At 64.6% G+C, this 25603-nt stretch carries 26 protein-coding genes; 11 read left to right on the top strand and 15 right to left on the bottom strand.

Annotation, left to right across the window (positions count from 1 at the left end):
- Positions 1-46 precede the first annotated feature (46 nt).
- The gene (locus tag FZI91_RS17060; protein WP_155940271.1) at positions 47-850 is read right to left on the bottom strand and encodes an SDR family oxidoreductase; all 804 of its coding nucleotides are present in this window, start codon (positions 848-850) and stop codon (positions 47-49) included.
- Positions 851-949: 99 nt separating this feature from the next.
- Positions 950-1882, bottom strand: a complete 933-nt coding sequence (locus FZI91_RS17055) for a TauD/TfdA family dioxygenase (protein ID WP_155940270.1) — start codon at positions 1880-1882, stop codon at positions 950-952.
- Between the two features lie 70 nt (positions 1883-1952).
- On the opposite strand from FZI91_RS17055, the gene FZI91_RS17050 reads away from it, so the two are divergent.
- Complete coding sequence (locus tag FZI91_RS17050) at positions 1953-2513, top strand: helix-turn-helix domain-containing protein (RefSeq protein ID WP_155940269.1); 561 nt, start codon at positions 1953-1955, stop codon at positions 2511-2513.
- A 7-nt stretch (positions 2514-2520) separates the two neighbouring features.
- Here the strand turns inward: FZI91_RS17050 and FZI91_RS17045 are convergent, their stop codons facing one another.
- Together FZI91_RS17045 and FZI91_RS17040 are read right to left on the bottom strand one after the other, a co-directional pair.
- Complete coding sequence (locus tag FZI91_RS17045) at positions 2521-3405, bottom strand: DUF1254 domain-containing protein (protein WP_239001804.1); 885 nt, start codon at positions 3403-3405, stop codon at positions 2521-2523.
- A 231-nt stretch (positions 3406-3636) separates the two neighbouring features.
- Positions 3637-4071, bottom strand: a complete 435-nt coding sequence (locus FZI91_RS17040) for a MarR family winged helix-turn-helix transcriptional regulator (protein WP_155940268.1) — start codon at positions 4069-4071, stop codon at positions 3637-3639.
- A 45-nt stretch (positions 4072-4116) separates the two neighbouring features.
- Between FZI91_RS17040 and FZI91_RS17035 the strand changes: the two genes are divergently transcribed.
- Positions 4117-4785, top strand: coding sequence for a class I SAM-dependent methyltransferase (locus FZI91_RS17035; RefSeq protein WP_155940267.1), 669 nt, complete (start codon positions 4117-4119; stop codon positions 4783-4785).
- Between the two features lie 63 nt (positions 4786-4848).
- Positions 4849-5532 carry a PadR family transcriptional regulator gene (locus tag FZI91_RS17030; RefSeq protein ID WP_155940266.1) on the top strand — a complete coding sequence of 228 codons (684 nt, stop codon included), beginning with the start codon at positions 4849-4851 and terminating at the stop codon, positions 5530-5532.
- Here the strand turns inward: FZI91_RS17030 and FZI91_RS17025 are convergent, their stop codons facing one another.
- On the bottom strand, positions 5533-7239 hold the full coding sequence (locus FZI91_RS17025) for a 3-ketosteroid-delta-1-dehydrogenase (RefSeq protein ID WP_155940265.1): 1707 nt from the start codon (positions 7237-7239) through the stop codon (positions 5533-5535).
- Positions 7240-7410: 171 nt separating this feature from the next.
- Between FZI91_RS17025 and FZI91_RS17020 the strand changes: the two genes are divergently transcribed.
- Together FZI91_RS17020 and FZI91_RS17015 are read left to right on the top strand one after the other, a co-directional pair.
- Positions 7411-8562 (top strand): Rieske 2Fe-2S domain-containing protein, encoded by a 1152-nt coding sequence (locus FZI91_RS17020; RefSeq protein WP_155940264.1) that lies wholly within the window; start codon positions 7411-7413, stop codon positions 8560-8562.
- Positions 8559-8816, top strand: a complete 258-nt coding sequence (locus tag FZI91_RS17015; protein WP_162526193.1) for a ferredoxin — start codon at positions 8559-8561, stop codon at positions 8814-8816. Before FZI91_RS17020 ends, FZI91_RS17015 begins: the two co-directional genes overlap by 4 nt.
- Before the next feature lie 107 nt (positions 8817-8923).
- Here the strand turns inward: FZI91_RS17015 and FZI91_RS17010 are convergent, their stop codons facing one another.
- From FZI91_RS17010 to FZI91_RS16995, 4 genes are all read right to left on the bottom strand, one after another.
- Positions 8924-9853, bottom strand: a complete 930-nt coding sequence (locus tag FZI91_RS17010; RefSeq protein WP_162526194.1) for an alpha/beta hydrolase — start codon at positions 9851-9853, stop codon at positions 8924-8926.
- Entirely contained in the window at positions 9850-10695 is an 846-nt protein-coding gene (locus FZI91_RS17005) for an IclR family transcriptional regulator (protein ID WP_155940470.1), read from the bottom strand. Before FZI91_RS17005 ends, FZI91_RS17010 begins: the two co-directional genes overlap by 4 nt.
- A gap of 180 nt (positions 10696-10875) precedes the next feature.
- A complete protein-coding gene (gene bphC / locus FZI91_RS17000; protein ID WP_155940263.1) occupies positions 10876-11781 on the bottom strand; it encodes a biphenyl-2,3-diol 1,2-dioxygenase in 906 nt (301 codons plus the stop codon).
- Positions 11781-12962, bottom strand: coding sequence for an acyl-CoA dehydrogenase family protein (locus FZI91_RS16995; protein ID WP_155940262.1), 1182 nt, complete (start codon positions 12960-12962; stop codon positions 11781-11783). The genes bphC and FZI91_RS16995 overlap by 1 nt, the downstream gene beginning before the upstream one ends.
- A 143-nt stretch (positions 12963-13105) precedes the next feature.
- Between FZI91_RS16995 and FZI91_RS16990 the strand changes: the two genes are divergently transcribed.
- From FZI91_RS16990 to FZI91_RS16980, 3 genes are read left to right on the top strand one after another with little or no spacing between them, the layout of a single operon-like run.
- On the top strand, positions 13106-14707 hold the full coding sequence (locus tag FZI91_RS16990; RefSeq protein ID WP_162526206.1) for an NAD(P)/FAD-dependent oxidoreductase: 1602 nt from the start codon (positions 13106-13108) through the stop codon (positions 14705-14707).
- On the top strand, positions 14704-15498 hold the full coding sequence (locus tag FZI91_RS16985; RefSeq protein ID WP_155940261.1) for a mycofactocin-coupled SDR family oxidoreductase: 795 nt from the start codon (positions 14704-14706) through the stop codon (positions 15496-15498). Before FZI91_RS16990 ends, FZI91_RS16985 begins: the two co-directional genes overlap by 4 nt.
- A gap of 1 nt (position 15499) precedes the next feature.
- On the top strand, positions 15500-16330 hold the full coding sequence (locus FZI91_RS16980; protein ID WP_162526195.1) for a mycofactocin-coupled SDR family oxidoreductase: 831 nt from the start codon (positions 15500-15502) through the stop codon (positions 16328-16330).
- 5 nt (positions 16331-16335) lie between these two features.
- On the opposite strand, the gene FZI91_RS16975 is transcribed toward FZI91_RS16980, so the two are convergent.
- A complete protein-coding gene (locus FZI91_RS16975; protein ID WP_155940260.1) occupies positions 16336-17370 on the bottom strand; it encodes a hypothetical protein in 1035 nt (344 codons plus the stop codon).
- Positions 17352-18308, bottom strand: coding sequence for a hypothetical protein (locus FZI91_RS16970; RefSeq protein ID WP_155940259.1), 957 nt, complete (start codon positions 18306-18308; stop codon positions 17352-17354). Before FZI91_RS16970 ends, FZI91_RS16975 begins: the two co-directional genes overlap by 19 nt.
- A gap of 111 nt (positions 18309-18419) precedes the next feature.
- On the opposite strand from FZI91_RS16970, the gene FZI91_RS16965 reads away from it, so the two are divergent.
- Positions 18420-19250: a sulfurtransferase gene (locus FZI91_RS16965; protein ID WP_155940258.1), complete on the top strand. Its 831-nt coding sequence runs from the start codon at positions 18420-18422 to the stop codon at positions 19248-19250.
- Here the strand turns inward: FZI91_RS16965 and FZI91_RS16960 are convergent.
- Genes FZI91_RS16960 through FZI91_RS16950 form a run of 3 tightly spaced genes read right to left on the bottom strand, consistent with a single transcriptional unit; the run spans position 19247 to position 21553 of the window.
- Complete coding sequence (locus FZI91_RS16960) at positions 19247-19639, bottom strand: DUF1304 domain-containing protein (RefSeq protein ID WP_155940257.1); 393 nt, start codon at positions 19637-19639, stop codon at positions 19247-19249. The two genes, FZI91_RS16965 and FZI91_RS16960, sit on opposite strands and share 4 nt — an antisense overlap.
- A gap of 26 nt (positions 19640-19665) precedes the next feature.
- Positions 19666-20868, bottom strand: coding sequence for an MFS transporter (locus tag FZI91_RS16955; RefSeq protein WP_309224140.1), 1203 nt, complete (start codon positions 20866-20868; stop codon positions 19666-19668).
- A gap of 46 nt (positions 20869-20914) precedes the next feature.
- Positions 20915-21553 carry a GntR family transcriptional regulator gene (locus FZI91_RS16950; protein WP_155940256.1) on the bottom strand — a complete coding sequence of 213 codons (639 nt, stop codon included), beginning with the start codon at positions 21551-21553 and terminating at the stop codon, positions 20915-20917.
- A gap of 183 nt (positions 21554-21736) precedes the next feature.
- On the opposite strand from FZI91_RS16950, the gene FZI91_RS16945 reads away from it, so the two are divergent.
- Both FZI91_RS16945 and lipE read left to right on the top strand, forming a co-directional pair.
- Entirely contained in the window at positions 21737-22882 is a 1146-nt protein-coding gene (locus tag FZI91_RS16945) for an acyl-CoA dehydrogenase family protein (protein WP_155940255.1), read from the top strand.
- 35 nt (positions 22883-22917) lie between these two features.
- The gene (lipE, locus tag FZI91_RS16940; protein ID WP_155940254.1) at positions 22918-24177 is read left to right on the top strand and encodes a lipase LipE; all 1260 of its coding nucleotides are present in this window, start codon (positions 22918-22920) and stop codon (positions 24175-24177) included.
- On the opposite strand, the gene FZI91_RS16935 is transcribed toward lipE, so the two are convergent.
- Entirely contained in the window at positions 24170-25576 is a 1407-nt protein-coding gene (locus FZI91_RS16935) for a mycothione reductase (RefSeq protein WP_162526196.1), read from the bottom strand. The genes lipE and FZI91_RS16935 overlap by 8 nt on opposite strands.
- Positions 25577-25603 lie beyond the last annotated feature (27 nt).

Below are 25603 nucleotides of genomic sequence, written 5' to 3'. Positions count from 1 at the left end.
AAATGTAGCGCTACGTTAGTAGCGAGCGCAAGGCCGTCCGTGATAGTCAGCGGTTCTTCATCGCCGGATGGGCGCGCGCGACGAACCGAGTGAGTAACCGTCGCGGTAGCAGGTGGTTGGCGGCAGCCCCGATCCGGTTGGCCATGCCCGGCACGATCACACTCTTGCCGGCAGCCAGCCCCTCGACCGCGGTCTGTGCGACGGCCTCCGCAGACACCCACATGACGCTGGGCATGGCGGCCTCGGCGTCTTCATCTGAAATGCCCGCCGCTGCACCAAATCCGGTCTTTACCGGGCCCGGACACAGCGTTGCGGCGCTCACCCCACTGCCGCGTAACTCCTCAATGAGGGCATGGGTGTACGACAACACGAAGGCCTTGGCCGCGCCGTACGAGGCCTGACCGGGAAGCGGTCCGAAACCGCCCACCGAACCAACGTTGAGCACCGCACCGCCGCCCCGCGCGACCATTCCCGGCACAAAACGCGAGCACAAGTCCACCACCGAAGAGACATCGACATCGATGAGATGCAGTTCGGCCACCGGATCCGACTCCGCCACAGGTCCGACCGTGCTCAGTCCGGCGTTGTTGACGAGGATGTCCACCTCTAACCCCAGCGCGGTGACCCGCTCGGGCAGCTGTGCCCGGTCAGCGGCCCGCGACAGGTCGGCGGACAGCACCCGCGCGCTCGGCCCGATCGAGTCGGCAAGAACCTGTAGCCGATCCGCGCGACGCGCGACGAGCACCAAAGGGTAACCGCGCCGGGAAAATTCGCGCGCCAACTGCTCGCCGATACCCGAGGATGCGCCGGTGATCAGCGCGGCGCCATCGCTGCGGAGTGGAGGAAGCATGCCCTCGAGCCTATCCCCGCAACGGGCCCGCCGAGTGTCGAGTTTCCGGCCGGTTCACCGGCACTTCGACCCGGAGACTCGACACTCGGCGCAGCGCCGTTACGCCGCGAGCCGCGTGGGGTTGTCGATCACGGAGTAGTCGCTGGCATCCCCGGCGATCACCCGGCTGCTTTCTCCGCTGACGCTGACCGGTACATCGCCGGCGAGCGTCACCCGGTGCATCCGCCGCCGCTGATCCCCGTAGTCGGAGATCGCATAGTGCTGAGTTGCCCGGTTGTCCCACATCACGACGTCGCCCAGCTCCCAATTCCAGCGAATGGTGTTCTCCAACCATGTGATCCGGTCCTGGAACATCCGGACCAGGGCCTGGGACTCGGCGGTGTTCACGTCCAGGATCCGCTTAACGAAGTTACCCAACAGCAACGCCTTCTCGCCGGTCTCGGGGTGCACCCGGACCACCGGGTGATGCGCCTCGAAATGAGTGGACCCGAATTCGCGTACATACTTCGATCCGTTGCCACCCTGGGCCAGTAGTTCGGCGATCTTGGCGGGATCGACTTGCGCGTAATCGAATTGGTTGTTGTGCATGGCCCATAGGTTGTCGGCCAGATCTTGCAAGGGCTTGGGCAGCTGCCGGTAGGCCGCGACCGTCGAGGTCCACGTGGTCGTTCCGCCGTACGGCGGAAGCTCAACCGCGCGCAGAATCGAGGCTTTCGGAATCCGGTCCACAAAGGTGACGTCGGTGTGCCACTGGTTCGCGCGACCTCCTTCCTCGGAGTCGAGCCGCATCACCCGCTCGCCGTCGAACTTCAGCGTCGGGTGCGGCGAGGTGGGTACGCCCATGCACCGTGCGAAGGCGAATTGCGCCTCGTCGTCGAGGTGGTGCTGGCCACGGAAGAAGAGCACCTTGTGCTCCAGTAGTGCCTCGTTGATGGCACCCGCAGTCTCGGCATCCACCTGGCCCAGACGCACCCCTTCGACACGGGCGCCGATGTTCTCGCCCGCCTTCACTACACGGAAATCGCTGCTCATGACATGAATCCCTTCTGCGTTCCTGTGTGTAGTCAATCGACTACACCCGGTCATCCGCTACTGTACACACATGACTACACCGGAGGCAACGGGCGCGAGGCCCGTCGGCAAGGACGAGGTGGTCGAGGCCGTACTGAGCGCGGCCTCCGCCCTCTTCGCCGAGAAGGGCCCCGCCGCGACGTCCATCCGGGAAGTGGCGACTCGGGCCGGCGTGAATCATGGGTTGGTCCACCGCCACTTCGGAAGCAAGCGTCAACTCCTTGCCGCCACCCTGCAGCACCTAGCAGACGCCGCGGCGGCCCTGCGTGAGGCTGGCGCGCCCATCGAAGAGCTGGAGGCCGCCCACGATCTCCAGCTGCGCGTCATGGTCCGCTCGACCCTGGACGGCTTCCCCATCGAAGAACTCCAGGAACGCAAACCCGGGATGACATGGCTGCTGGAGCAGGTACGTCCCGGTCACGCCGACGAGCGCGACGCCCGGCTGGCGGCGGCGCACGCGATAGCGCTACAGCTCGGGTGGAGGCTGATGGGGCCCAGCCTGCGCGCGGGTTTCGGTCTCGACGATATGTCCGATGCCGATATCCGGACCGAGGTCGCCGAGCAGATCGCGAAGTTCGTTACCCCGCACTGATTTCCGGTTAGGAAACGGGCTGGGCCTCAGGAAAGGACCAGCGGCCGTCGAGTACTTGCGGCTGTGCCCGGTAGAGCCGCACCATGTAATTCCAGCCCGGGGTGGTGGGCAGGCAATTCACGGCGGTATCCACGCATCCGCCGAACTGAATCGTCGTGCTACCGCCGCCACGCTGTGCGGTGATGTTGTTGATTGAGTACGCATTCCGCGGATTCGGAGTCAAGTATCCGTCCCTGTTGTAGACGGTTACTGACCAGAATCCGTCAACAGGCACCTCGCCGACCGTCAGCCGATAGATAGTGCCGCCGTCATTCTTGGCCGGGTTCACATTGAGATAGAGGGCATCCTGCTCCGGGTTGCCACCCCACGCGGATGCGGTTCCGATGAGATGACGGATGGGGTCTGTGGTGTCCTTCGTGCCGAACGTCCCCCTGGTATCGGGCAACGTCGCCGCCAACTCGAGCAGCGCGGCACGCACCTTCTTCTGACTTACGCTGTCCCACTTAGGAATGTCAAAACTACCGATCCGATCCTGTTGTGCGGTGACACCGTCCTGGAGCGCATGCACCGCGTTGAGGTCAGCCGGATCGTTCGGATTCACCAGCGTGCGCACGCCCGCCATCACGTAGCGGGTGCCCGCCTGCTCCTTAGTGATGGTGTGATTGCCCTTGCCGTAGAAGACGCCCGACACATAGTGGTCTTCGGTGATCAACTGAAGCGACATGAATCGCTTCCCCGAATCTGGCATGGCGACGGTGACCGGACCCGCATCCAGGTCGAAGACGCCCGCCGAATACAGCGTGTCCCGGTTCTGCCGAATCACCAGCTGATTGTCGACCGGCGAGAGCTCACGGATGTGATGGAGCTTGCCGAAGCCCCCGTCTTTCACCATGTTTCCGAAGTACAGGTCCGATTCGGCACGTGCGAAATTGTCCGGGGTGACGATCACCGCCCCGTCCGGTGTGCGCCGTTCCGGGGCCGACTCGGCGGGTGTGGTTCCAGGGTTTACCGACGGGGTGTGGGCGGAGCACCCGGCGAGCACCGCCGCCAGCGCCGCAGCGGCACCCATCACCAGTTTGTTCACAATCTTCAAACTACCCGGGGTGCCTGTCCGCTCCAGCTATCAGCAGGTCGAGGCGTCCTCTCCCGCAATATCGCGCAGGGTCGCAAAGAAGTCGCTGCGCTGTCGTTCTGAGATGCCGGACAGCAGCCGCTCTTCGGCCTCACGAGCCAGCGCGTCGGCCTGCTTGAGCAAGGCTGCTCCGGACCGACTCAACTGTGCCGGGCGCGCACGGCCGGAGGCCACGGTGTCCGGGCGGGCCACCAATCCCGCATCCTCCAGAGCCTGTAGCACGGTGTTCATCGACTGCGGGGTCACATCGGTCGCGCGAGCTAGATCGGCATTAGACCAGCCTGGGTTCACGGATAGCACACGCATGCAGATGTACTGAGGGAATGGCAGATTCAGCGGCGCCAGGGTCGCCGCGATCTCCGAACGCAAGGCCACCGACACGCGGTACATCAACGCGCCCAGCGGCTGCCATTCCTCATCACTCATATCAGTGATGTTGACATATGTAAGTCTGACTGATATCCAGAAAGCATGCCCCTCCAGGACCCTGAGATTTTCGATATCGCGTATCGCGGCGGGCTGATTCCCGGCCTTACTGCCCCGTGGAGCATCGGCGAACCCCAGCCTGATATCGCCACCCTCATCGACGCTGGGCTGATTCACGGTGACGTACTCGACGCGGGCTGCGGTGAGGCCGCGCTGTCGCTACATCTGTCCGCCCGCGGCTTCAGCACTGTGGGAATTGACCTATCACCGCACGCAATCGATCTTGCTCGCGCCGAGGCCAGTCGTCGCGGGCTTACCAACGCCACATTCGAATGCGCCGATATCACCGCACTCACCGGGTACGACGGACGCTTCGGCACCATTGTTGACAGTGAGCTGTTCCATTCCATGCCGGTGGAACTGCGCGACGCCTACCAGCGTTCCATCGTCCGCGCGGCGGCACCGGGCGCCACCTACATCGTTCTCGTCTTCGACCGCGCGGGCGGCCACGCACCTGCCGGGATCGCGCATCCGGTCACCGCGGACGAGCTACGCGACGTGGTGTCCCGCTTTTGGACTGTCGACGAGATCCGTCCTGCGCGTATGTATGCCAACTCGCTACCGCGGCTGGAGGATGTGGATATCGAGATACGTCCGGAGCCGGACGGCCGGATATCAATGCGTGCCTGGCTACTTACCGCGCATCTGGACTAAGGGCTTCCCGCTGAGCGGCCCGGGAGAACCCCCGGCTCCATCTCGCGTTGTTACGCTTGACCAATGGCAGAGACCAGTTCGCCCGACGAGCCGAATCTTGCTGCCACCAGCTGGACCATCCTCGGCATGCTTTCCTACAAGGAGGAAGTCTCCGGGTACGACATCAAGAAATGGGCAGACTGGAGTATTCGCTACTTCTACTGGAGCCCGTCCTTCAGCCAAATCTATTCGGAGTTACGCAAACTCGAAAAGCTCGGGTTGGCGACCTCTAGGCTGGATCTCAACAACGGCGCGCGCAGCCGTCGGCTCTATCAGGTCACTCAGAAGGGTCTCGACGCGCTGACCGAATGGGTGAACGAGACCCCGGCCGATCCACCGGTGCTCAAACACAGTGTGGTGCTACGCGTCATGAACGGTCACATGGCCGATCCCACACGACTCAAGGACATGCTCAATGAGCACGTCGCCTACGCGGAGGACATGCACCGGCAGGCTAGCTTCGATGCGGAAGGCTCGCTGGCCCAGCCCGGTTGGGCCTATTCGCATCTGGCCCTGAAATGGGCCGAGCGCTACTACGAGTCCGAACGCAATCTTGCCCTCGAGATGTTGAACGATCTCGATGAGGCGACCGCGGCGTTCGAGAACGCGGAGTCGGGGACCCCCAACCTCATCCCCGGCTTCTGGCGCAAGGTTCAGCAAGATGTTGATGCGGCGAAAGCCTCGACGCCACCGGATCCCGACAGGTAATCACCCCGCCGCTGCATCGTGCGCGGCAATAAAGCCGTACACCAACCCTTGCGCGATGGTCGCGCCCGCACCCGGGTAGGTAGCACCGAAGGCGTTCGCGGCCGTGTTGCCGATCGCGTACAGGCCCGCCATGACGCTCCCATCCTCACGCAACACGCGGGCGCGTTCGTCGGCACGCAAGCCACCGCAGGTACCCAAATCACTGAGCACCATCCGCACCGCGTAGAACGGGCCGTCGCGCAGCGGCCGCAGATTCGGATTCGGCGTCACCGTCGGATCACCGTAATAGCGGTCGTAGACGCTGCGGCCCCGCTGGAAGTCGATATCGTCACCGGCGACCGCGGATTCGTTGAATCGGCGCACCGTCGAGAGGAACTCGCCCTGCGGCACCCCTATCATCGGCGCCAGCGCTGCCAAATTATCTGCTCGATAAGCAATTCCGGCGTCATACCACTCAGCGGGGATGCGCATCCGCGGATAGAGCTGGCCGCCGAAGACGTAGCTGTTGCGGTACTGCTGGTCGAAAATGATCCACATCGATTCGACGGGATCGCCCACGCGCTCCCGCTCCAGCACCCGCTGCCCGAATGACATGTAGTCGGTGGCCTCGTTGATGAAGCGCTTACCGGTCTGGTCGACGATGAACGAACCCGGAAGCGACCGCTCCGCAAGCATCACCTTCGGATCGCCATCCGGCAGCGGAGCAACGGCCGGGAACCACCACGCCTGGCTCATGGAATCGATTGCCGCACCGCAGTCTTGGCCGATCCGCAGGGCGTCGCCGGTGTTGGTGTCGGCGCCGAGGCTCATGTTCTTGCCAAGAGCAGCCGACTGGAACTTGTGCCGCATCTCCATGTTGTGGTCAAAGCCGCCGGCCGCCAGCACGACGCCGCGGTTGGCTGCCACCGTGATTTCCCGGCCCTCATGGGCGACCACCGCGCCGGTGACGCGCCGCCCCTCGGTGGTCAACCGCACCAGCGAGGTATCGGTCCATATCGGGACGCCCGCGCGCAACACTCCAGCGAACAGCCCAGCGGCCAGCGCCTGTCCACCGGCCAGGTAACGCCGGCCTAAGACGGCGCCACCCAGACCCTGCGCGACTCGTTTCACGATGAGCGGCAACGCCTTACGAGGAAGTCGCGCCATCAAGTTCATCCACCGATAGTCTGCGCTGGTGACGGGCATCGGGACCGCGGGAGGTTCCATGACGCCGGGTTGCAGCCGCTTCCGGTAGGCGCCCAGCACGGACGCATCGAAGGGGCGGCATTCACATGTGCGTCCGCTCGGGCTGCCTCCGGGCTCCTCGGGGTGATAGTCCGCGTAGTCGCGACACCAGGTGAAGCGCATCGGCGTCACACGCGTCAACATGTCGACGGTCGCCGATTCGTACTCGAGGAACCCGTCGCTGCGCGCATCTGGGGCGCTACCGGCGACGACCGACCGCAGATAGGTACGCGCCCGCTCCAGGGTGTCACCCGTTCCGGCCGCCCGAAGTACCGGGCTGGCCGGAAGCCAGAGGGCTCCTCCGGAGCGGGCGGTGGACCCACCCACATAGTGCGATTTCTCGACGATCAGCACCGACAATCCGAGCTCGCTAGCGGCAAGAGCGGCAGCCATACCCGTTCCGGCGCCGATGACCAGCAGGTCGACTTCGGTGTCATCCGCGACAGTTCCGGCAGGGATCAGCCCTTGGGGTGCTGTCGCCATGTGTGCATACCTCCGTCGTATTCGCGTGGACCGCCCGACATTAGGTCGACAGACCGGAAAAACGGCCGCCGTTTCCCTCCCAGCGGGAGAACGAATAGTCAGGCAGTGGCCGATGTCCGGTGAGCGGACCAAGCCCTGCTGCGGGTAGGAATTCATTGTTAGAACGGGTCCATGACGACAGCCCAGTCAGATACCGATTCCGTCAAAATCCGGAGCATCGAGGCCGACGTGGCGCCGACCCGATTCGCCCGCGGCTGGCACTGCCTTGGTCTCATCAAGGACTTCGGGGATGGAAAACCGCACTCCATCAACGCCTTCGGCCAGAAACTTGTGGTCTTCCGAGGCGCCGAGGGAAAGATCAGCGTCCTGGACGCGTACTGCCGGCACATGGGCGGCGACCTGAGTCAGGGCGAAGTCAAGGGTGACGAGATAGCCTGCCCCTTCCATGATTGGCGCTGGGGCGGCGACGGGCGCTGCAAGAAGGTGCCCTACAGCCGTCGCACACCGAAGCTGGCCCGCACCGCCACCTGGACCACTCTGGAGCAGGACGGCATGCTGTTCATTTGGAATGACCCGCAAGGCAATCCGCCGCCCGAAGATGTCACGATTCCCCGCATCGAGGGCGCCACCAGCGGCGAGTGGACCGACTGGCATTGGTACACGACGGTGGTCAACACCAACTGCCGCGAGATCATCGACAACGTGGTCGACATGGCGCACTTCTTCTACGTGCACGGCGCGGTGCCCACGTACTTCAAGAATATCTTCGAGGGGTCCGTCGCCACGCAGTACATGAACACCGGAGAGCCGCGTGCCGATCTGCCCATCCCCGAGGGCGTGCAGATGACCGGACAAACCTCTGTCGCGGCGTACTACGGGCCGTCGTTCATGATCGACGACCTGACCTATCACTTCGTGGGGTACGACTCGAACTCAATCCTGATCAACTGCCACTATCCGATCGATGCGAATTCCTTTGTGCTGCAGTACGGGATCATCGTCAAGAAGTCCGCAGGCCTATCCGACGATGATGCCGTGGCTGCGGCAGTCACCCTAGGAGACTGGATCAAGGTCGGCTTCGAGCAGGACGTACAGATCTGGAAGAACAAGGCGCGCATCGACAATCCGCTGCTCTGCGAGGAGGACGGGCCGGTGTACCAACTACGCCGCTGGTACGAACAGTTCTATATCGACACCGATGACATCACTTCGGAGATGACCGATCGGTTCGAGTACGAGGTGGACACCACCCGACCCGGCGAGGTCTGGAAAACCCAGGTCGAAGAAAACCTCGCGGCGATGGCCGGAAGCGCGCCCTCGTGATTCGCGCCGACAACCGCCTAGCGGACTCGCCAATGGTGCCTGTCGGCTGCATGAGCTGTGGCGCTGAGGTCTTGGCACGCAAGGGCAGCTGGCAGCAGACCAGTGTGCAGTGGAACGCCGAGGCTGAGTCTCGGTGTCCACAGCGGCGCGACTGCACCGGCCTGTTCCTAGTCTGCTCGGAATTGCGCGGCTCGATACTGGATGCCGCCCGTAGCGGGCGGCTACCCGTCCTGGCCGAGGAGTACGGCGTCTAAAAGCCACGTCCCCTACACGCCCCGTCCAGATACGCATGCCGAACTGCCAAACGCGCATGAAGCTTCGGCGCCGCAGCGCAGCTCGGCATGCGGATTGCGATTGGTGATTACGATTCGGGCGCCAGCAGCTCGTCGACATCACGACATAGCCGCCCGATTGCCACGCCGGCCAAGTCCAGACTCGCCATCGTCAAGAACCCGTGAATAGCGTTGTCGTACCGCCGATAACGCACCTGAACCCCGGCTTCCTTGAGCGCACTCGCATAAGCCTCGCCCTCGGTGCATGGCGGGTCATATCGCGCCGTGACGACCACCGCGGGAGCCAGGTTAGCCAGGTCTGCGCGCAACGGCGCCGCGTACGGGTGGGTGCGTAGCGCGCTGTCGGGCAGGTACTGATCCCAGTACCACTGCATCGCGGCCCGGGTGTTGTAGTAGCCCTTCCCATACTCGCGATAGGAGTGAGTGTCGAAGTCTGCATCCAAGACCGGGTAGATCAAGATCTGGGCCGCTATCGAGGGTCCGCCCATATCCCGGGCCATCAACGCCGTGACGGCGGCCAGATTTCCGCCGGCGCTGTCGCCGCAGACGATCACGCGCTTGGGGTCGCCACCCAGCGAGCGCACATTGCGCACCGCCCAGCACGTCGCAAGGAACATATCCTCGGCGGCCGCCGGCCACCGATGCTCCGGGGCCCGCCGGTAGTCGACGGACACGATCACCGCGGGCATCTGGTTGGCAAGCAGGCGACACAGTCCGTCATGGGAGTCCATGTCGCAGAACACGAATCCACCACCATGAGCGAAGACGATCGTGGGTAACGGGCCCGGCGCTTGGGGGCGGTAGACCCGGATTGGTATCTCACCACCGGGGCCGGAGGCAGCCTCGTCGGTCACCGAACGCACCGGCACCGGATCTGCGGGGGGAACATATCGGGCACGAATGGCGGCGCGGGCCTTGGCTCCCGTCATCATTTCGACGCGCGGAAAGCCCTCATTGAGCGCCGGAAGCAGTGCCGCGATCTGCGAATCGAGTGTCACGCGTATTGCAGTGAGCGCGAAGGCACGTCACGACGAGCAGGCGAAGGGGCGCACCGCAGTGGCCGGATCGGCTGCAGGGCAGGGGCCACCCGGGAGGGTCCGTTCTCGACGTTGCGCCAGATACCCATGGCCGTCATCCGCACCGGCGCCACCAGGCGCTGATCGAATGTCATGCGCTGCATCGGTCCACTGACCGACACCGCGGCTACGGCGTCGCCGATGCTGCCAATCGGGGCCGCGACGCAGCCGATACCCGGCTGCAGCTCCTCGCGATCGAAGGCGACGCCGTGCCCACGAACCTTGTCCAGCTCCGGTCGCAGCTGTGCCGCCGAACCTATGGAGTAGCGCGTCTTGCGGGCCAGCGACTCGAACCCGTCGAGAGCCTCACCCTGATACGCCAAGATTGCCTTGCCCGAGGCCGTACAGTGCGCCGGCTGCCGACCACCGACGCGAGTGGCAACGGCGGCACCCATCCCGGCACCGATCTTCTCCAAATACACGACGTCCGACCCATCGAGGATCGAGAGGTGCACCACGAGCCCGGTGGCGCGATGCAGCTCATGCAGCATCGGCAGCGCGGCCGCGTGCAGCCGGTCTTGATGCACCGCGAGGGAGCCCAGCTCGACCAGGCGCGTACCCAGTTCGTAGTCGCGGCCATCGCGCCGGAGCCAGCGCAGCTGTACCAGCCGCTCCAACATGCGATGCACGGACGAGCGGGGCAGACCGGTCCGGCGTACGAGCTGCGCCAGCGTCAGCCGCCCGGGGCCGTCAAAGGCGTCCAGCAGCAGGGATACCCGGTCAATGACGGCGCTCGGGGTAGCCGAATCGGCGGTGATGGTCATGTCGCTCTCCCACGGCGTTGGGGTCTCGGTCACATATAACTATTAGTCATATGACTGTTTGTACCATGACTGTGTCGGCCGACACAACCCTGGCTAGGTCACAAACGCCAACAGACGCTTGGTGCACGCGCATCCTGCGATGTGCGTGCACCAAGCGTCTGTTTGGCGAAAATCGGAGGGCTACATGGCGGCCAGCGGCTCACTGCCTGACCAGTCGTGACCCCAGTAACTGTCCGCAGTGATTTCCTCTGCGGTGTAATAGCTTTCGTCGACCCGCATGCCCTCGGTGCCGAACTCGATATCCCAGCCGCCGGGTGCCCGCACGTAGAAGGACACCATCTTGTCGTTGGTGTGTCTGCCCAACGAGGAGGAGAGGGATGAGTCCGATTTGAGCACCCGATCCAGGGCCTGCCCCACGGCATCCAGGCTGTCCACCTCGACCATCACATGCACCAGACCCGGCGCACCACCATGCGGCGCAGGGCACAACGCGAGGCTGTGGTGGCGCTCATTGATGCCTAGGAATCGCACGCGCACCGGACCGAACTCCGGCGGTGCGGGGATGCGGAACGCTCCCCGCGGCCGGAAACCCAGCACCTCCGTATAGAAGGAGAATGCACCGTTCAGGTCGGTGACCGGCAGCACCACATGCCCCAGCCCCTGCGCGCCGGTGACGAACCGGGCACCGAACGGGGTCACCACCGGGCTGTGGTCCAACACCGGTCCGTGGAACACCTCGACGGTGGTGCCGACGGGATCGGTGAAGGTCACCACCTCTTCGACCCGGCGGGCGTCGGCCTCCTCCAGGGACAGCTGCTTGACGGCGGTGCCGGATCCTTCTACTGCCGCCACGACGTTGCGCAGCGCCTGGCCGTCGCGGACCTCCCAGCCGACCGTCACTACCTGGTCGCTCTCACCCGGCACCACGACGATGCGGGCAGCGCGTTCATCCATCCGCAGGTACAGCGCGTCCGGATCGGGACCGCTGCCCTCGGCGAAGCCCAGCACCCGCAAGGCGAAGTGTCGCCACCGGTCCATGTCCTGGGTCTGGACGGTGATGTACCCCAAGCTCTTCAGGTCCGTCATCAGATCATCGACCTCAACGGACCCTGCGGCTCGATACCCAGCGAGCTGAGTGCCGACGCGTGAAACACGGTGCTCGGCACGTGGATGGCGTGGGCCAGTCCGGTGTGCGCGTCACGCCAATACCGCTGCAGCGGTTTGTCCATCCGCATCGCATTCCCACCGGAGCGGGAGAAGATCTGGTCGACGGCCATCACGGCACGCCACGCGGCACGCACCTGGGTACGACGGCCGGCGGCACGGTCCGCGAACGACACGTCCCTGCCGGAATCGACCAAATCCCAGATCTTGTCGACGTTCGCGAGGATCTCCTGGCGGGCGGCGTTGATATCAGCGGCGGCCTCGCCGATCGCGAAGAGCACATACGGATCGTCCTTGACCGCGGTGCCCTGAGCCCCAACCCGCTCGCGCTGATAGTCCAAGTGCGCGGCCAGCGCACCCTCGGCAATACCGATCACCGCCGAGCTGATACCCAGCGGGAACATCGTCGACCACGGCATCCGGTAGAGGGTTTCGGCCATCCCGGCCTTGCGCTGCGCGGTGCCGTCAATCACCTCGTCACCGTCCATCACTCGGTACGACGGGACGAATGCGTCCTTGACGATGATGTCCTTGGAACCTGTGCCCCGCAGACCCACCACGTTCCAGGAGTCCTCGACAATCTGATAGTCCTTGCGCGGCAGGATCATGTGCAGCATCTTCGGCGGCATGATGGGCTTACCGTCGGCGTCACCGAGCATGGCGCCCAGGATGATCCAGTCGCAGTGATCGGTGCCGGAGCTGAACTGCCAGCGTCCGTTGAAGAGGTAGCCGCCGTCGACGGGCTTGGCCACACCCGTCGGCGCATACGGGGAGGCCATCCAGATGTCCTGGTCCTCGCTCCACATTTCCTCGGCGACCTTCGGATCGGCGAAGGCAACCTGCCATGGGTGCACGCCGACGACACCACAGATCCATCCCGAGGCCGGATCCAGTGCCGCCGTGGCCATCACGGTTTCGGCGAACTCGCGAGGATGAACCTCATAGCCACCGTGCTTCTTCGGCTGAAGCAGCCGGATGGGTCCGGCGGCCCTGAGCATCTTGGCGGACTCGTCGGGGAGCTGCCCCAGCTTCTCCGCCTCCCACGCCTGCTCACGTAGTTGGTCAGCGAGATCGTTGATGCGATCGATTACGCGTTCGGTCATGCGGTCGATATTGGACCCGCCAACACCCTCTCCTAGGGCGTTTTCCCGATCAGCGGTCCGTTGAATCCGATTGACCGTTCACCGGGAACGGGCCACCGGCAGGAAGCAATGCCGCCCTAGCGTGGCCAATCGTGAAAGCCCTCGTGAAGAACTTCGATGTGGTGGTGGTCGGCGCCGGCTTCGCCGGGCTGTACGCCCTGTACCGGCTGCGGTCGCAAGGGCTCTCGGCGATCGTGTTCGAGGCGGGCTCGGATGTGGGCGGCACCTGGTTCTTCAACCGCTACCCGGGCGCGCGCTGCGATGTCGAGAGCATCGACTACTCCTACTCGTTCTCCGATGAACTGCAACAGGATTGGGATTGGACGGAGAAGTACGCCACCCAAGAGGAGATCCTGCGCTACATCAACCACGTCGCCGACCGATTCGATCTGCGCCGCGACATCCACTGCAATACCCGGGTCGCCTCGGCGGTCCTCGACGAGGACAGCGCGCTCTGGACGGTACGCACGGAACAGGGCGACGAGGTCACCGCACGGTTCTGCGTGATGGCCACCGGCGCGCTATCGACCGCGAACATGCCCAACATCCCGGGGCTTGATGCGTTTGCCGGCGAGCTGTACCACACCGGACACTGGCCCTCCACCGGCGTCGATTTCACCGGCAAGCGGGTCGGTGTCATCGGAACCGGGTCCTCGGGCATCCAGTTGGTGCCGATCGCTGCGCAGACGGCCAAGGAGCTTTACGTTTTCCAGCGCACCGCGAATTACAGTGTGCCCGCCGGCAATACCGATATCACACCCGAGCGCCGCGCCGAGGCAAAGGCCAACTACGACGAGCGCAGACGGCAGTCCCGGGAGAGCGGTGGCGGCTCCCCACACCAGGTCTATCCCCAAAAGACCCTGGACATCTCCGCCGAAGAACGCCGGGCCGCGTTCGAGAACCGTTGGAATCTAGGCGGAGTGCTGTTCGGAAAGACCTTCCCGGACCAGACGACCGACATGAGGGCCAACGACGAGGCCCGGCTGTTCTTCGAGGAGAAGGTGCGCACCGTCATCGACGACCCCGCCGTCGCCGACGTTCTCATCCCGCAGGACCATCCCATCGGCACCAAGCGAATCTGCACCGACACCAACTACTTTCAAACGTACAACCGTGACAACGTGCACGTGGTGGACCTGCGTGCCGCGCCGATCGAATCGATCGACAGCCACGGCATCACCACCACCGAGCATCACTACGGCCTCGACATGCTCATCTTCGCGACCGGTTTCGACGCCATGACCGGCTCGCTGAACCGCATCGACATCCAGGGCCGTGCCGGCCAGCCACTCAAGGATGCGTGGCACGCGGGACCGCGCACCTATCTGGGCCTAGGCGTCGACGGGTTCCCCAACTTGTTCATCGTCACTGGCCCGGGCAGCCCGTCGGTGCTCGCCAACATGGTGCTGGGCGCCGAACAACACGTCGACTGGATCGGTGATCTGCTGAACCACATGACCGAGCACGGCTTCTCGACCGTCGAGGCCGAACCGCAGGCCGTCACCGATTGGGTGAGTGAGTGCAATCAGCGCGCGGCGTCCACCATGTTTCCGCAGGCTAACTCCTGGTATCTCGGCGCGAACATCCCCGGCAAGCCAAGGGTTTTCATGCCATTCATCGGCGGCTTCGGCGTGTACGGGGCCATCTGCTCCGAGGTGGCCGCCAGCGGATACAAGGGGTTCACTCTCACCGGGAGCAACGCATGACGCGACTGCATGGGCGGGTCGCCGTGGTCACCGGCGCCGGTAAGGGCATGGGCCGCACCCATTGCGAACGCCTGGCCGACGAGGGCGCCGACATCGTCGCCATCGACCTGCCCGGCACCTCCGAGCTGGCTGACACCGTCAAAGAGGTCGAATACCGTGGCCGGCGCTGCGTTCCGGGTTTCGCCGATGTGCGCGATCCCGAGGCGCTCACGCAAGCCGTGGACGTCGGTGTCCAGGTGCTGGGGCGGCTGGACGTAGTGGTCGCCAACGCCGGGATCTACGAGGGGCTCGCCCCGTCGTGGGAGCTCACCGAGGATGCTTGGCGTCGCGCACTGGACGTGAACCTGACCGGCGTTCTACACACCGTCAAGGCCGGGCTGCCCCATCTGACCAACGGCGGTTCCGTAGTCATCATCAGTTCCACCAATGGCCTCAAGGGCACAGCCAACACGACCCATTACACCGCCAGCAAGCATGCCGTCGTCGGTCTGGCCCGAACTGCCGCCAATGAGCTTGGACCGCTGGGTATCCGGGTAAACACCGTGCATCCCGGTGCGGTCAACACCGGGATGATTCTCAATCCCGAGGTCATCGCGCGGTTGCGGCCGGACCTGGAGAATCCCACCGAATCCGACGCGGCCGAGGCGCTCGCCGCCCGCACCTTGTTGCCTGTGCCGTGGGTGGAGGCGGTGGACATCAGCAATGCAGTGGTCTTCCTGGCCTCAGACGAGGCGCGGTACATCACCGGCACCCAGCTGGTGGTCGACGCCGGCTTGACCCAGAAGGCGTGACGTGACAGGACGATTGGCAGGCAAGGTGGCCCTGGTGACCGGGGCCGCACGAGGTATCGGACGCGCCCAGGCGGTGCGTTTCGCGCAGGAGGGTGCAGACATCATCGCGCTCGACATCTGCGCCCCGGTGCACACCACTCTCACGCCGCCGGCCACCCGCGAGGACCTCGATAGGACTGCCGATCTGGTGGAATCCCATGGACGTCGGGTCATCCCGGGGGTTGTCGACGTACGCAATCTGCGCGCCGTCGAAACCTTCACCACCGATGCGGTCGCCGAATTCGGTGGGCTCGACATCGTGTGCGCCACCGCCGGTATCACCTCCAGCAGCCTGCTGATAGATATGCCCGAAAATGCCTGGCAGGCAATGCTTGACGTCAACCTGACCGGGGTGTGGCACACCACCCGCGCCGCCACTCCGCACCTGATTGCCCGCGGAGGCGGCTCGATGGTGCTGGTGAGTTCCATTGCCGGGCTGCGCGGACTGGTCGGGGTCTCCCACTACGTCGCCGCCAAACACGGAGTAGTCGGCCTCATGCGCTCACTTGCCACCGAGCTGGCGACGCACAAGATCCGCGTCAACACCGTGCACCCCACCAACGTCGACACCCCGATGATCCAGAACAATCATGTGCGACGGATGTTTCGACCCGACCTCGAAGAACCCACTCGAGACGAGTTCGCGGTGGCGGCCAAGACCATGAACATGCTCGACGTGCCTTGGGTGGAACCCGTGGACATCGCGAATGCGTCGCTGTTCCTGGCTTCGGACGAGGCCCGGTACATCACGTCGGTGGCGCTGCCGGTCGATGCGGGCAGCACACAGAGGTAGCGCCGCTATCCGAGAAACGCTCGCGCGGCTTCACGCGCGGTGCTCGTCGCGGTCTCACACGATGCCGCGGTCACGTCGATGGCGTTGGTCCACAATTTGGGATCTCCGATGGGCTCATAGGTGTACCCATCGGCTGGATCGCCCACCGCCACTTGAATATTGCAACGCGATCCGAAGGCCGACTGGATGGCGGCGTGTCCGTCGACAGTCGTCTTACTACCCGAGTAGGGCTTATCGAACGATGCCGAGGGGTGCGCGTTCAGTTCGATCACCCGATCATCGTCCTTCTGCTGGTCGGCAATGACGAACTCGCATCGCCAAGGGGATCTGCTGAACCCGGACAACGTCACTTTCTGGTTGTTTGCGATGGCCGATAGTCCCGCACACGGATCCTTCACCGAGACAGCATGGAACGCCCCCCACGGTGAGCCCGCGCGTTGCGGGCGGTTCTTAAGGAGTGGCACAACACTTTCAGTGATGATGCGGGTTTCCGCACAGGGCGCTTCGTTGGTCCGGCGCAGCACATCGATCAATAGCTTGCTCTGCTGGTCGAATGGCAGCAGGTGATAACACATATTCACCCCAGCATCTGCTGGCTTCCCCGGAGTCCTGTCAATATTCTCCAGAATGTCAACGCCGCCTACGGTCACAGTGCGTGCTTCCTGCTCGTAGATACTGCCGAACGGGATTACCGCCACCCGGAGTTCGAGCGACCGCTGAGCGTCACGATCCACCACGATCTCTGCCTGGCAATCCTGTTGCGAGCCGCTGGCGCTAAAAGTCTTGACGACACCCACTTTCCCCAACGCCGCCTCATCGACATAGCCGCAGGGATCGATTGCGCGTATCCCTGCCTTGTACTGAACCTTTTCCTGATCTCGGGGATTGAGCAGTGAAAGATAGGTCGGCGGGGATTGGAACGCCCCCGCATTGTCGGGTTTCACGGCCACACCGGACACTTCGCTAACGCACGCCGTCACCATGAACGCCATGGTCGCCAGCGCAACCACACCCCACCGCTTCATTTCGAACCCGCCCATCGTCGTGCCGCGTCGATGAAATTTGTTGTGGCAGCGCGTTCGAGGGGGCTCAACCCGCCTGTGCGCTTTGTCGTACCCGGCACGTGAGAGGTGATCCGGATGCTGCAACACTTGCTGAGGAAACCTTCGGACCTCAACTGCGTTGTGCCGAAGGCTGTTAGCGCGGCATCCGGCGCGATGGGCGGCGCGACGACATCAGATTCGCTTGGCCCTCGAAGATGCTCGATTCGTCTCTCGATCAAATCCGAATCCTCACGCACAGCAGACATTTGGATGATTCCATCTCGCCCCGCGTAGTCGCAGTAGAGGGCTTCCTTGGCGGCGGTGCCCCGCGCGTTTGTGACGGGACCCACCACGGCCATGGTGGCTGCATCGGGGCATTCTGCCGGGATCTCGCGCGGCGGCGTGACGTAGTTGCGTGGCAAGTTCTTCACCACTTCCGTGGCCAGGGCTATCAGCTGTTCCTTGGTGATGGTCTTCTTCTCCGCCCACATCAGCGAATCCCAGCTGATGACAAACTGCGTCTCACCGTGCTGTACCGCTATCGCCTTGGTCGGACCGTTGAGGAGGACGTACGCCTTGTCGGTATCGATCCTGATATCGGCACCAGTTGCGTCGTAAGTGCCTCCGACGAGCTCGGCGATGTCCTTGACAGGCTTACCCAGCGGAATGCCAAGGCTTATTCCACCGAGGGCCGACGGTCCCCCGTAATGGCAAGAAGCCATACCCCCGGCGTGAAATGGATCGTCATCAACTCGTTTGCTGACGAACAATGGCGAGTTCGTCTGCCCGTAAATCGTCTGAACAACTTCTGCCGGTAGTGCCGCGCATAGATCGGGGGCAGGCAGCGTGGCCTCGCCCTCGACGCGCACATCACAGCCACAGGTCAGCATCACCGCCGCCGCGAGTGCGACCGAGCCGAATCGGGCCCCCCACATGTTCGACAAACTACACGTCCCAGCGGGCCCACCCGATTCCCTACGCAAGCAACACGTGGAAGCCGACAGGGGCTGACCCGCACCACGAGTCGGCGAACCTAGAGTGAAGAGATGGACGTGCTCATCTCTGCCGCCGAGCTTTCCGAACGCCTCGCCGATGTGCGAGCACTCGACGTGCGCTGGACCGTCATGCAACCCGACGGGCACCCGGCATATCTGCAAGGCCACCTTCCCGGTGCGGTGTTCGTGAATCTCGACACCGACCTCGCCGACCACGCGGCGACCGGTCGCGGTCGCCATCCGCTGCCGTCGCCGGAGGCGTTCCAGGCCAGTGCCCGCGGCTGGGGTCTCAACGACGGCGACGCGGTGGTCGTCTACGACGACTGGAACTCCCAAGCGGCCTCGCGCGCCTGGTGGCTGCTGCGCGCCGCCGGCGTGTCCGATGTCCGCATTCTCGATGGCGGTTGGGCGGCCTGGCAGCGCTTCGGCGGCGCCACTGAGGCAGGCGAGGCTTCCTCCGGGCCCGGCGACATCACCGTCACCTCTCTGGATGGGCTCGATTCTGTCGATATCAACGCGGTTGCCACCCAGGCTCGTTCGCAGTTGGTACTAGATGCTCGCGCTTCCGCTCGCTATCGCGGCGACGAGGAGCCCCTGGATCCGCGCGCCGGGCATATCCCCGGTGCCATCTCCGCACCGACAGCCGAGAACCTCAACGCGGACGGCACCTTCCGCCCGCCGGCTGAACTTCGTGAACGGTTCCAGCAGCTTGGCGTTGAACAGGCTCCCGTCACGGTGTACTGCGGTTCCGGGGTCACCGCCACACATCAAATCGCGGCGCTTGCCATCGCCGGGTACGAAGGCGTCCTCTATCCCGGGTCGTGGTCGGAATGGTCGAGCGACCCGCAGCGCCCGGTCACGACCGGGCCGGACCCGTCCTAAGCGACAGCCAATCCCACTGCTAGGCAGATGATTCCAAGCAGCGGTGGCGCCAGTTGCTTCAACGCGGCCGATGCCTTGTCCGGTGACGAAATCAACAACACCAATCCCGCGGCGACCATCGACCCGGCCCCCGTGAACACCAGCGTGGCGCCGACCGAGGTGCAGCCCCGTGTCCAGAAAACCGTCCCGACCGCAATGGCGATCGCCAGAAACAGGTTGTAGAAGCCCTGGTTGAAGGCAAGTGGTTTGGTGATCTCGGCTTCCTCGACGGACTCGACCCCGAAGATCTTCCGGGTCTTCTCATTGGTCCAGACGATCGATTCCAGATAGAAGATGTACACGTGGATAAGCGCGGCGATTCCCGTCAACACCAGCCCTGCGATGATCATGCTGCGGAAGCCTATCCGTCCCGCCGCTAACGCAACACGGGTTGAGGCACTCCGGCCGTTTCCACTGCCTCTGCGGGCGGTATCACGCGGATATCGGTACGCGAGTTCATCACCAACGTCACCAAACAACCGCTCGCCAGTACGGCTCCGCCGGTGAGCAATACCGGATGAGTCAACGCGGGCAATGCATCGCTAAGCATCGTCAGCATCATCGGCACCCCGAACCCCAGGTATGTCAGCCCGTAGAAGACCGCGGTGAGACCGGCTAGGTCCGTGGGTCCAGCAATCCGGTTCACTTCCTGCAGCCCGCTCACCAGTGCTGTTCCATACCCCGCCCCCAGTACCAGCGCGGCCAACAGGACCAGTGGGATGGTCAGGCGGTCCGCGGCGACGGCGGCCAGGCCCATACCCGAGGCGATCAGCGCCAGCCCGATAATCCCGAGCCGGGCAGTTCCCGGCCGGTCGATCCTGGGCGCGATCAGCTGTGCGCCGAAACCACAGCCCAGGCAGACCAGGCAGCACAACGCGGAGAACGCGATCCGGTCGCCCAACAGCTTCGGCGCGATGAGAGTCGGCAGCACCGCGTACGCCACCGCCGCCGATCCGAACACCCACGGCGCCAACGGCATAACCACGAACAGGAAACGGCGGCGGCGTGCGGCAGGGATCTTGAGGTCGTCCACCAACCGCCCGGGTGCACGCTCGGCGGCCGATTCAGGGACAGAGAGCTGTAGTACCGCACCCGGAATCGTGATCACGATATTGATGAGGAACGCCAGGTGCTGCGGCCAGGGTCCCCACTGAGCGAGCCCCCCGGCCACGGCCGCGCCGAGCGCGAATCCCGCCGTCAGACTCATCGCACCGCGACGAGCTCCGGCGCCTGGACGGCCGAAGGGCGGGGCCGAGAGTTCTTTGACCCAGGAGCTGCCCGCCGCCATTGCCAGGCCGAGTGCAATACCGGACAACACACGCCCAGTGAAGAGCAACGCGAAGTGCTGGGCGCCGAGCGCAAGCACCAAGGAGCCCGCCATCGAGATGAACGGTGCGGGCAGCATGACAGCGCGACGGCCGTAGCGATCGGACAGCGGCCCGCCCAGGAACAGTGCGGGAACGATGCCGAGCACATAAGCAAACAGCAGCGTGTCGACGGCGGCCGCTGACTGCCCGGCCTGCCGGTACATCACCAGCAGCGGGGTGAATTCGTTACCGCCCCAGGCGATTCCGAACATCGCGAGAGCCACGCGCTGCCAGGGCGCCAGGCGCGGCCACAGGCGGCTAGTCAATTTCCGTCACCACTTTCATGTGTTCGATGAGTTCGGTGCTGAAGCGGGCCGCGTCGCCCGCCGCAAGGGCGTCGACCAGCTCGCGGTGCCCGGCGACCGACCGCGCGACGCGCACCGGGTCCACGCCGATCGCGGTGGCTGCCATGCGGCGCTGACGTTCCCGAAGGCTGTCGTAGAAGTTCTCCAGCAGCGGATTGCCCAGCCTGGCCACGATCGCGCGGTGGAAATCCACGTCGGCGGCAGCGAAACCCGCAGCATCCCCCTGCGCGGCATGCTCCAACTGCCGTTCGATGAGGCCGGACAGTTCGTCGAGGAGTGTCTGCGGCGCCCCGTGCTCTGCGATCCGCGCGGCTGCGGCGCCCTCCACCACACGGCGCGCATCCACGACGTGCCTGCGCTCCTCGGGGGTGATGGGAACCACCAAGGCGCCGCGTTTGGGATACAGCCGCAGCCAGCCCTCGGTCTCGAGCCGCAGGAACGCCTCGCGCACCGGCGTACGGCTACAGCCCATCTGGGCCGAGACTTCCCCCTCGCTCAACAATTCCCCGCCGGGTATGTCACCGCTGAGGATGCTCTCCTTCACCCGGCGAAACGTCTCCTCGCTTGCGGAGATGGGGACCGTTCCTCGCATAGACACAACATGTATCTAAGATGATGCGCGTCCGATTCCGCAAACGGAAAAGCGCACTTCACGGGGTGTCCTGCGTCACGCCGACGGATCTGCGCCGCTACGCGCAGACGATGAGCGGGCGCAGTTTCTCCTCGTGGCCCATCACCCGCGCACACAGATCTAGACGCGTGATTCGATAACACCATGCAACGCACCATCTACACCGAGGACCACGAGGCGTTCCGCGAGTCCGTCAAGGCATTCGTGCAACGTCACGTCGAGCCGCGCTCCGAGAAGTTCATCGAGCAGCGCTACATCGACCGCGAACTGTGGGAAGAGGCGGGCAAGCAGGGCTACCTGGGGCTCGACGTGCCCGAGGCGTACGGCGGCAGCAGCGCGGGAGACTACCGCTACAACGCGGTCCTACAGGAAGAGCTGGCCCGTTCCAGTGCCGCCCTGGCCTCGTCAATGTCGATCCACTTCGACATCGTCGCGCCGTATCTCGTCGAGCTGACCACCGAGGAACAGAAGCAGCGCTGGCTGCCCAAGTTCTGCACCGGCGAGCTGATCACCGCAATCGGGATGACCGAACCGTCCGGGGGCTCCGACCTGGCCGCACTCAAGACGACCGCGGTCAAGGACGGCGACGACTGGGTCATCAACGGCTCCAAGACCTTCATCACCAACGGTGCGCGCGCCGATCTTGTCATCGTCGCGGCGCGCACCGCCCCTGAACTCAAGGCCAAGGGCATCACGCTGTTCGCGGTCGAGGAGGGCATGCCCGGATTCGAACGGGGCCGCAAGCTCGACAAGGTCGGCCAGCCCGAGGCCGACACCGCCGAGCTGTTCTTCACCGATGTGCGGGTGCCCGCCGAGAACGTCATCGGCGAGGTCAACCAGGGGTTCATCTCCATGATGCAGCGACTGCCCCAGGAACGGATGGGCTGTGCCGTGGCCAACATTGCGCACGCAGCCGGGGTCCTCGAAGAGACCATCGAATACGCCAAGGAACGCAAAGCCTTCGGCCAACAGATCGGCAGCCTGCAGTACAACAAGTTCCTCATCGCCGAGCTCGTCACCAAGCTTGAGGCGGCACAGGTGTACGTCGATCAGGGTGTGCTCGCGCACAGCAAGGGCGAGCTCTCCGCGATCGACGCCGCGAAGGCCAAGTGGTGGTCCTCCCAGGTGCAGAACGACGTCATCGACGCGTGTGTGCAGCTGCACGGCGGCTACGGCTACATGAAGGAATACCGCGTCGCGCGGGCCTGGATGGACGCCCGCGTCACCAAGATCTGGGCCGGGTCCAACGAAATCATGAAGGAACTCATCGGCCGCGACCTCGGCTTCTGAGCCCGCTCTCATCTGGGTCCGGTAGGAAGGAAGCCATGACCGTCAGCGCCGAAATCGGACGCATTCGAGTTCCCGCCGACCTGGACGCGGTGACGCACGTCGCCGATGAAGATCACTCGGACATCGACCCGGCGGCCGTCGAACGGATCTGGCAAGCGGCCCGCTACTGGTACCAAGCCGGCATGCACCCGGCCATCCAGGTGAGCCTGCGACACAAGGGCAAGGTGATCCTCAACCGCGCCATCGGCCACGGCTGGGGCAACGCACCCACCGATCCGGTCGACGCCGAGAAGATCCCGGTCACCACGGACACACCGTTCTGCGTGTACTCGGCCGCCAAGGCCATGTCGACGACGGTGATGCATCTGCTGGTCGAGCGCGGCGCGCTGTCCCTGGATGACCGGGTCTGCGAGTACCTGCCCACCTTCACCAGCCGCGGCAAGGATCGCATCACCATCCGGCACGTGATGACCCACAGCGCCGGCATCCCGGTGCCCACCGGCCCCCGGCCGGACGTCACCCGGATGGATGACAGCGAGTACACCCGCGAACAACTTGGACAGCTGCGCCCGCTGTACCGACCCGGCCTGCTGCACATGTATCACGCGCTGACCTGGGGTCCGCTGGTGCGCGAGATCGTGCTCGGCGCCACCGGCAAGAGCATCCGCGACATCCTCGCCACGGAAATCCTTGACCCCCTTGGCTTCCGGTGGACCAATTACGGTGTGGCACCCGAAGACGTGCCGCTGGTGGCGCACAGCCATCCCACCGGCAAGCCGCTGCCCGCACCGATGCGGGCGGCCTTCCGTGCCGTGGTGGGCGGGACGATGCACGAGATCATCCCGATGTCGAACCAGCCGTTCTTCCTCACCGGCGTACTGCCGTCGTCCAACACCGTCTCCACCGCGAACGAACTCTCCCGATTCGCCGAAATGCTGCGCCGCGGTGGGGAACTCGACGGGATCCGGGTCATGTCGGCCGAGACGATCAGGGCCGCGGCGGCCCCAGCCCGGCGGCTGCGTCCCGATATGGCGACCGGCGGCATGCCGATGCGCTGGGGGACCGGATATATGCTGGGCTCCAAACGATTCGGGCCATTCGGCCGAAATTCGCCGGCCGCTTTCGGCCACACCGGTTTGGTGGACATCGCCGTGTGGGCCGACCCGGCGCGCGCCCTGTCGGTCGGCGTGGTCAGCAGCGGTAAGCCGGGTAACCACAAGGAGGCCAAGCGGTATCCGGCACTCCTGGACCTCATCGCCCGGGAAATCCCAGTGGTGCCGTCCCCATCTAATTGAGGTCCAATCCAAGCAATGCGTTCTCGATGAGCTCCGGTAGCGCGGGGTGTATCCAGTATTGCCCACGGGCCATGTCGCGCACCGGGATTGAGAAGCTCATCGCGGTAATCAGCGACTGGATCAACGCTGACGCCTGGTACCCGACGATGTGCGCACCCACCAGCAGGCCCGTCGCGCGATCGGCGACCAGCTTGCACAGTCCCTCGGTGTCCTCCATCGCCCACCCGTAGGCGATGTCCCCGTACGCCTGAACCTTGACCGCTACATCGATCCCGCTCTGACGCGCCTGCTCCTCCGACAACCCCACCGACGCCACCTGCGGCCGGCTGAACACCGCACCCGGCACAAACCGGTGATCGCTCGCGGTGGTCGGCGAATCCCACCCGGAGAGCAGATTGGCCTGCACCACCCGGGCTTCGTGGTTGGCGACGTGCTTGAGCAGGTAGTGCGAGCTCACGTCGCCCAGGGCATAGATGCCGCGTACCGGGGTGCGCTGGTACTGGTCGACGGGAACCCGGCCCTGCTCGTCCAGCGCCAACCCCGCTGCCGCCGCGTCCAGCTGGTCTCCGTTGGGGGTGCGCCCGGTGGCCACCAGCAGCACATCGCCGGCCACGGTCGACCCGTCGGTAAGATCCACTTCGATACCGCCGCTTGCTGTTTCGCGAGCCGCCGTGACTTCCATGTTCAGCCGCACATCCCAGCGCGCCGAGACCACGTCGGTGAAACGCTGCGAGATCGTCTCATCCTGGGCCCGCAACAACCGTGGACCGCGCGCGATCACGGTTACCGCCGATCCCAAACCGCTGAACACATGCGCGAATTCGGCGGCAATGAAGCCGCTGCCCACGATCACCACACGACCGGGCAGCTTCGGCAGACGCATGATGTCGTCGTTGGTGCGGAAGGGCACGCCGCTGCCGGCGATCACCGGCGGAATGACCGGACGCGAACCCGCGGCGATCACCACCTGCCCTGCCTCCAGGACCGTCCCGTCCGCCAACTGGAGCCGATGCACCGACTCACCCTCTACGTCGACCCCCGGCGTGAGGAACCGCGCCTCCTGCTGAAAGACGGTGATATTCGAGCAGTCCTCGACGCGGTAGCGCAGTCCGCCCGCCGCGAGCGGGTCGATCCGGCCGAAGACACGCTCGCGGATGTCCGCCCAGCGGGTGCCCCGCACCGCGCTGTCGACACCTAGCCGGGAGCCGTCACGGGCCTCGTCCGCCAGGTCGGCCGGGTAGACGAACATCTTGGTGGGGATGCATCCGACGTTCAGACAGGTTCCGCCGTAGGCGCCGCCGTACACCCCGCGATCGATGATCGCGATCTTCTGGTCTGCGAAACGGTCGTCGGGCAAGGAGTTTCCGCTGCCGGAACCAATGATGACGAGGTCGTACACCTGTACTCCATCCTTTGAGGGCCGCGT

The sequence above is a fragment of the Mycobacteroides sp. CBMA 271 genome (genome assembly GCF_009729205.1).
In the GTDB taxonomy this organism is placed as follows: domain Bacteria; phylum Actinomycetota; class Actinomycetes; order Mycobacteriales; family Mycobacteriaceae; genus Mycobacterium.
This window is presented reverse-complemented; position numbering and strand designations above follow the sequence as displayed.

What these genes read in the sequence shown, in the direction of transcription:
- FZI91_RS17060 (WP_155940271.1), bottom strand. Translation starts at nt 850, where the DNA reads ATGCTTCCTCCACTCCGCAGCGATGGCGCCGCGCTGATCACCGGCGCA.
- FZI91_RS17055 (WP_155940270.1), bottom strand. Translation starts at nt 1,882, where the DNA reads ATGAGCAGCGATTTCCGTGTAGTGAAGGCGGGCGAGAACATCGGCGCC.
- FZI91_RS17050 (WP_155940269.1), top strand. Translation starts at nt 1,953, where the DNA reads ATGACTACACCGGAGGCAACGGGCGCGAGGCCCGTCGGCAAGGACGAG.
- FZI91_RS17045 (WP_239001804.1), bottom strand. Translation starts at nt 3,405, where the DNA reads ATGGTGAAAGACGGGGGCTTCGGCAAGCTCCATCACATCCGTGAGCTC.
- FZI91_RS17040 (WP_155940268.1), bottom strand. Translation starts at nt 4,071, where the DNA reads ATGAGTGATGAGGAATGGCAGCCGCTGGGCGCGTTGATGTACCGCGTG.
- FZI91_RS17035 (WP_155940267.1), top strand. Translation starts at nt 4,117, where the DNA reads ATGCCCCTCCAGGACCCTGAGATTTTCGATATCGCGTATCGCGGCGGG.
- FZI91_RS17030 (WP_155940266.1), top strand. Translation starts at nt 4,849, where the DNA reads ATGGCAGAGACCAGTTCGCCCGACGAGCCGAATCTTGCTGCCACCAGC.
- FZI91_RS17025 (WP_155940265.1), bottom strand. Translation starts at nt 7,239, where the DNA reads ATGGCGACAGCACCCCAAGGGCTGATCCCTGCCGGAACTGTCGCGGAT.
- FZI91_RS17020 (WP_155940264.1), top strand. Translation starts at nt 7,411, where the DNA reads ATGACGACAGCCCAGTCAGATACCGATTCCGTCAAAATCCGGAGCATC.
- FZI91_RS17005 (WP_155940470.1), bottom strand. Translation starts at nt 10,695, where the DNA reads ATGACCATCACCGCCGATTCGGCTACCCCGAGCGCCGTCATTGACCGG.
- bphC (WP_155940263.1), bottom strand. Translation starts at nt 11,781, where the DNA reads ATGACGGACCTGAAGAGCTTGGGGTACATCACCGTCCAGACCCAGGAC.
- FZI91_RS16995 (WP_155940262.1), bottom strand. Translation starts at nt 12,962, where the DNA reads ATGACCGAACGCGTAATCGATCGCATCAACGATCTCGCTGACCAACTA.
- FZI91_RS16985 (WP_155940261.1), top strand. Translation starts at nt 14,704, where the DNA reads ATGACGCGACTGCATGGGCGGGTCGCCGTGGTCACCGGCGCCGGTAAG.
- FZI91_RS16975 (WP_155940260.1), bottom strand. Translation starts at nt 17,370, where the DNA reads ATGGGCGGGTTCGAAATGAAGCGGTGGGGTGTGGTTGCGCTGGCGACC.
- FZI91_RS16970 (WP_155940259.1), bottom strand. Translation starts at nt 18,308, where the DNA reads ATGTGGGGGGCCCGATTCGGCTCGGTCGCACTCGCGGCGGCGGTGATG.
- FZI91_RS16965 (WP_155940258.1), top strand. Translation starts at nt 18,420, where the DNA reads ATGGACGTGCTCATCTCTGCCGCCGAGCTTTCCGAACGCCTCGCCGAT.
- FZI91_RS16960 (WP_155940257.1), bottom strand. Translation starts at nt 19,639, where the DNA reads ATGATCATCGCAGGGCTGGTGTTGACGGGAATCGCCGCGCTTATCCAC.
- FZI91_RS16955 (WP_309224140.1), bottom strand. Translation starts at nt 20,868, where the DNA reads ATGTTCGGAATCGCCTGGGGCGGTAACGAATTCACCCCGCTGCTGGTG.
- FZI91_RS16950 (WP_155940256.1), bottom strand. Translation starts at nt 21,553, where the DNA reads ATGCGAGGAACGGTCCCCATCTCCGCAAGCGAGGAGACGTTTCGCCGG.
- FZI91_RS16945 (WP_155940255.1), top strand. Translation starts at nt 21,737, where the DNA reads ATGCAACGCACCATCTACACCGAGGACCACGAGGCGTTCCGCGAGTCC.
- lipE (WP_155940254.1), top strand. Translation starts at nt 22,918, where the DNA reads ATGACCGTCAGCGCCGAAATCGGACGCATTCGAGTTCCCGCCGACCTG.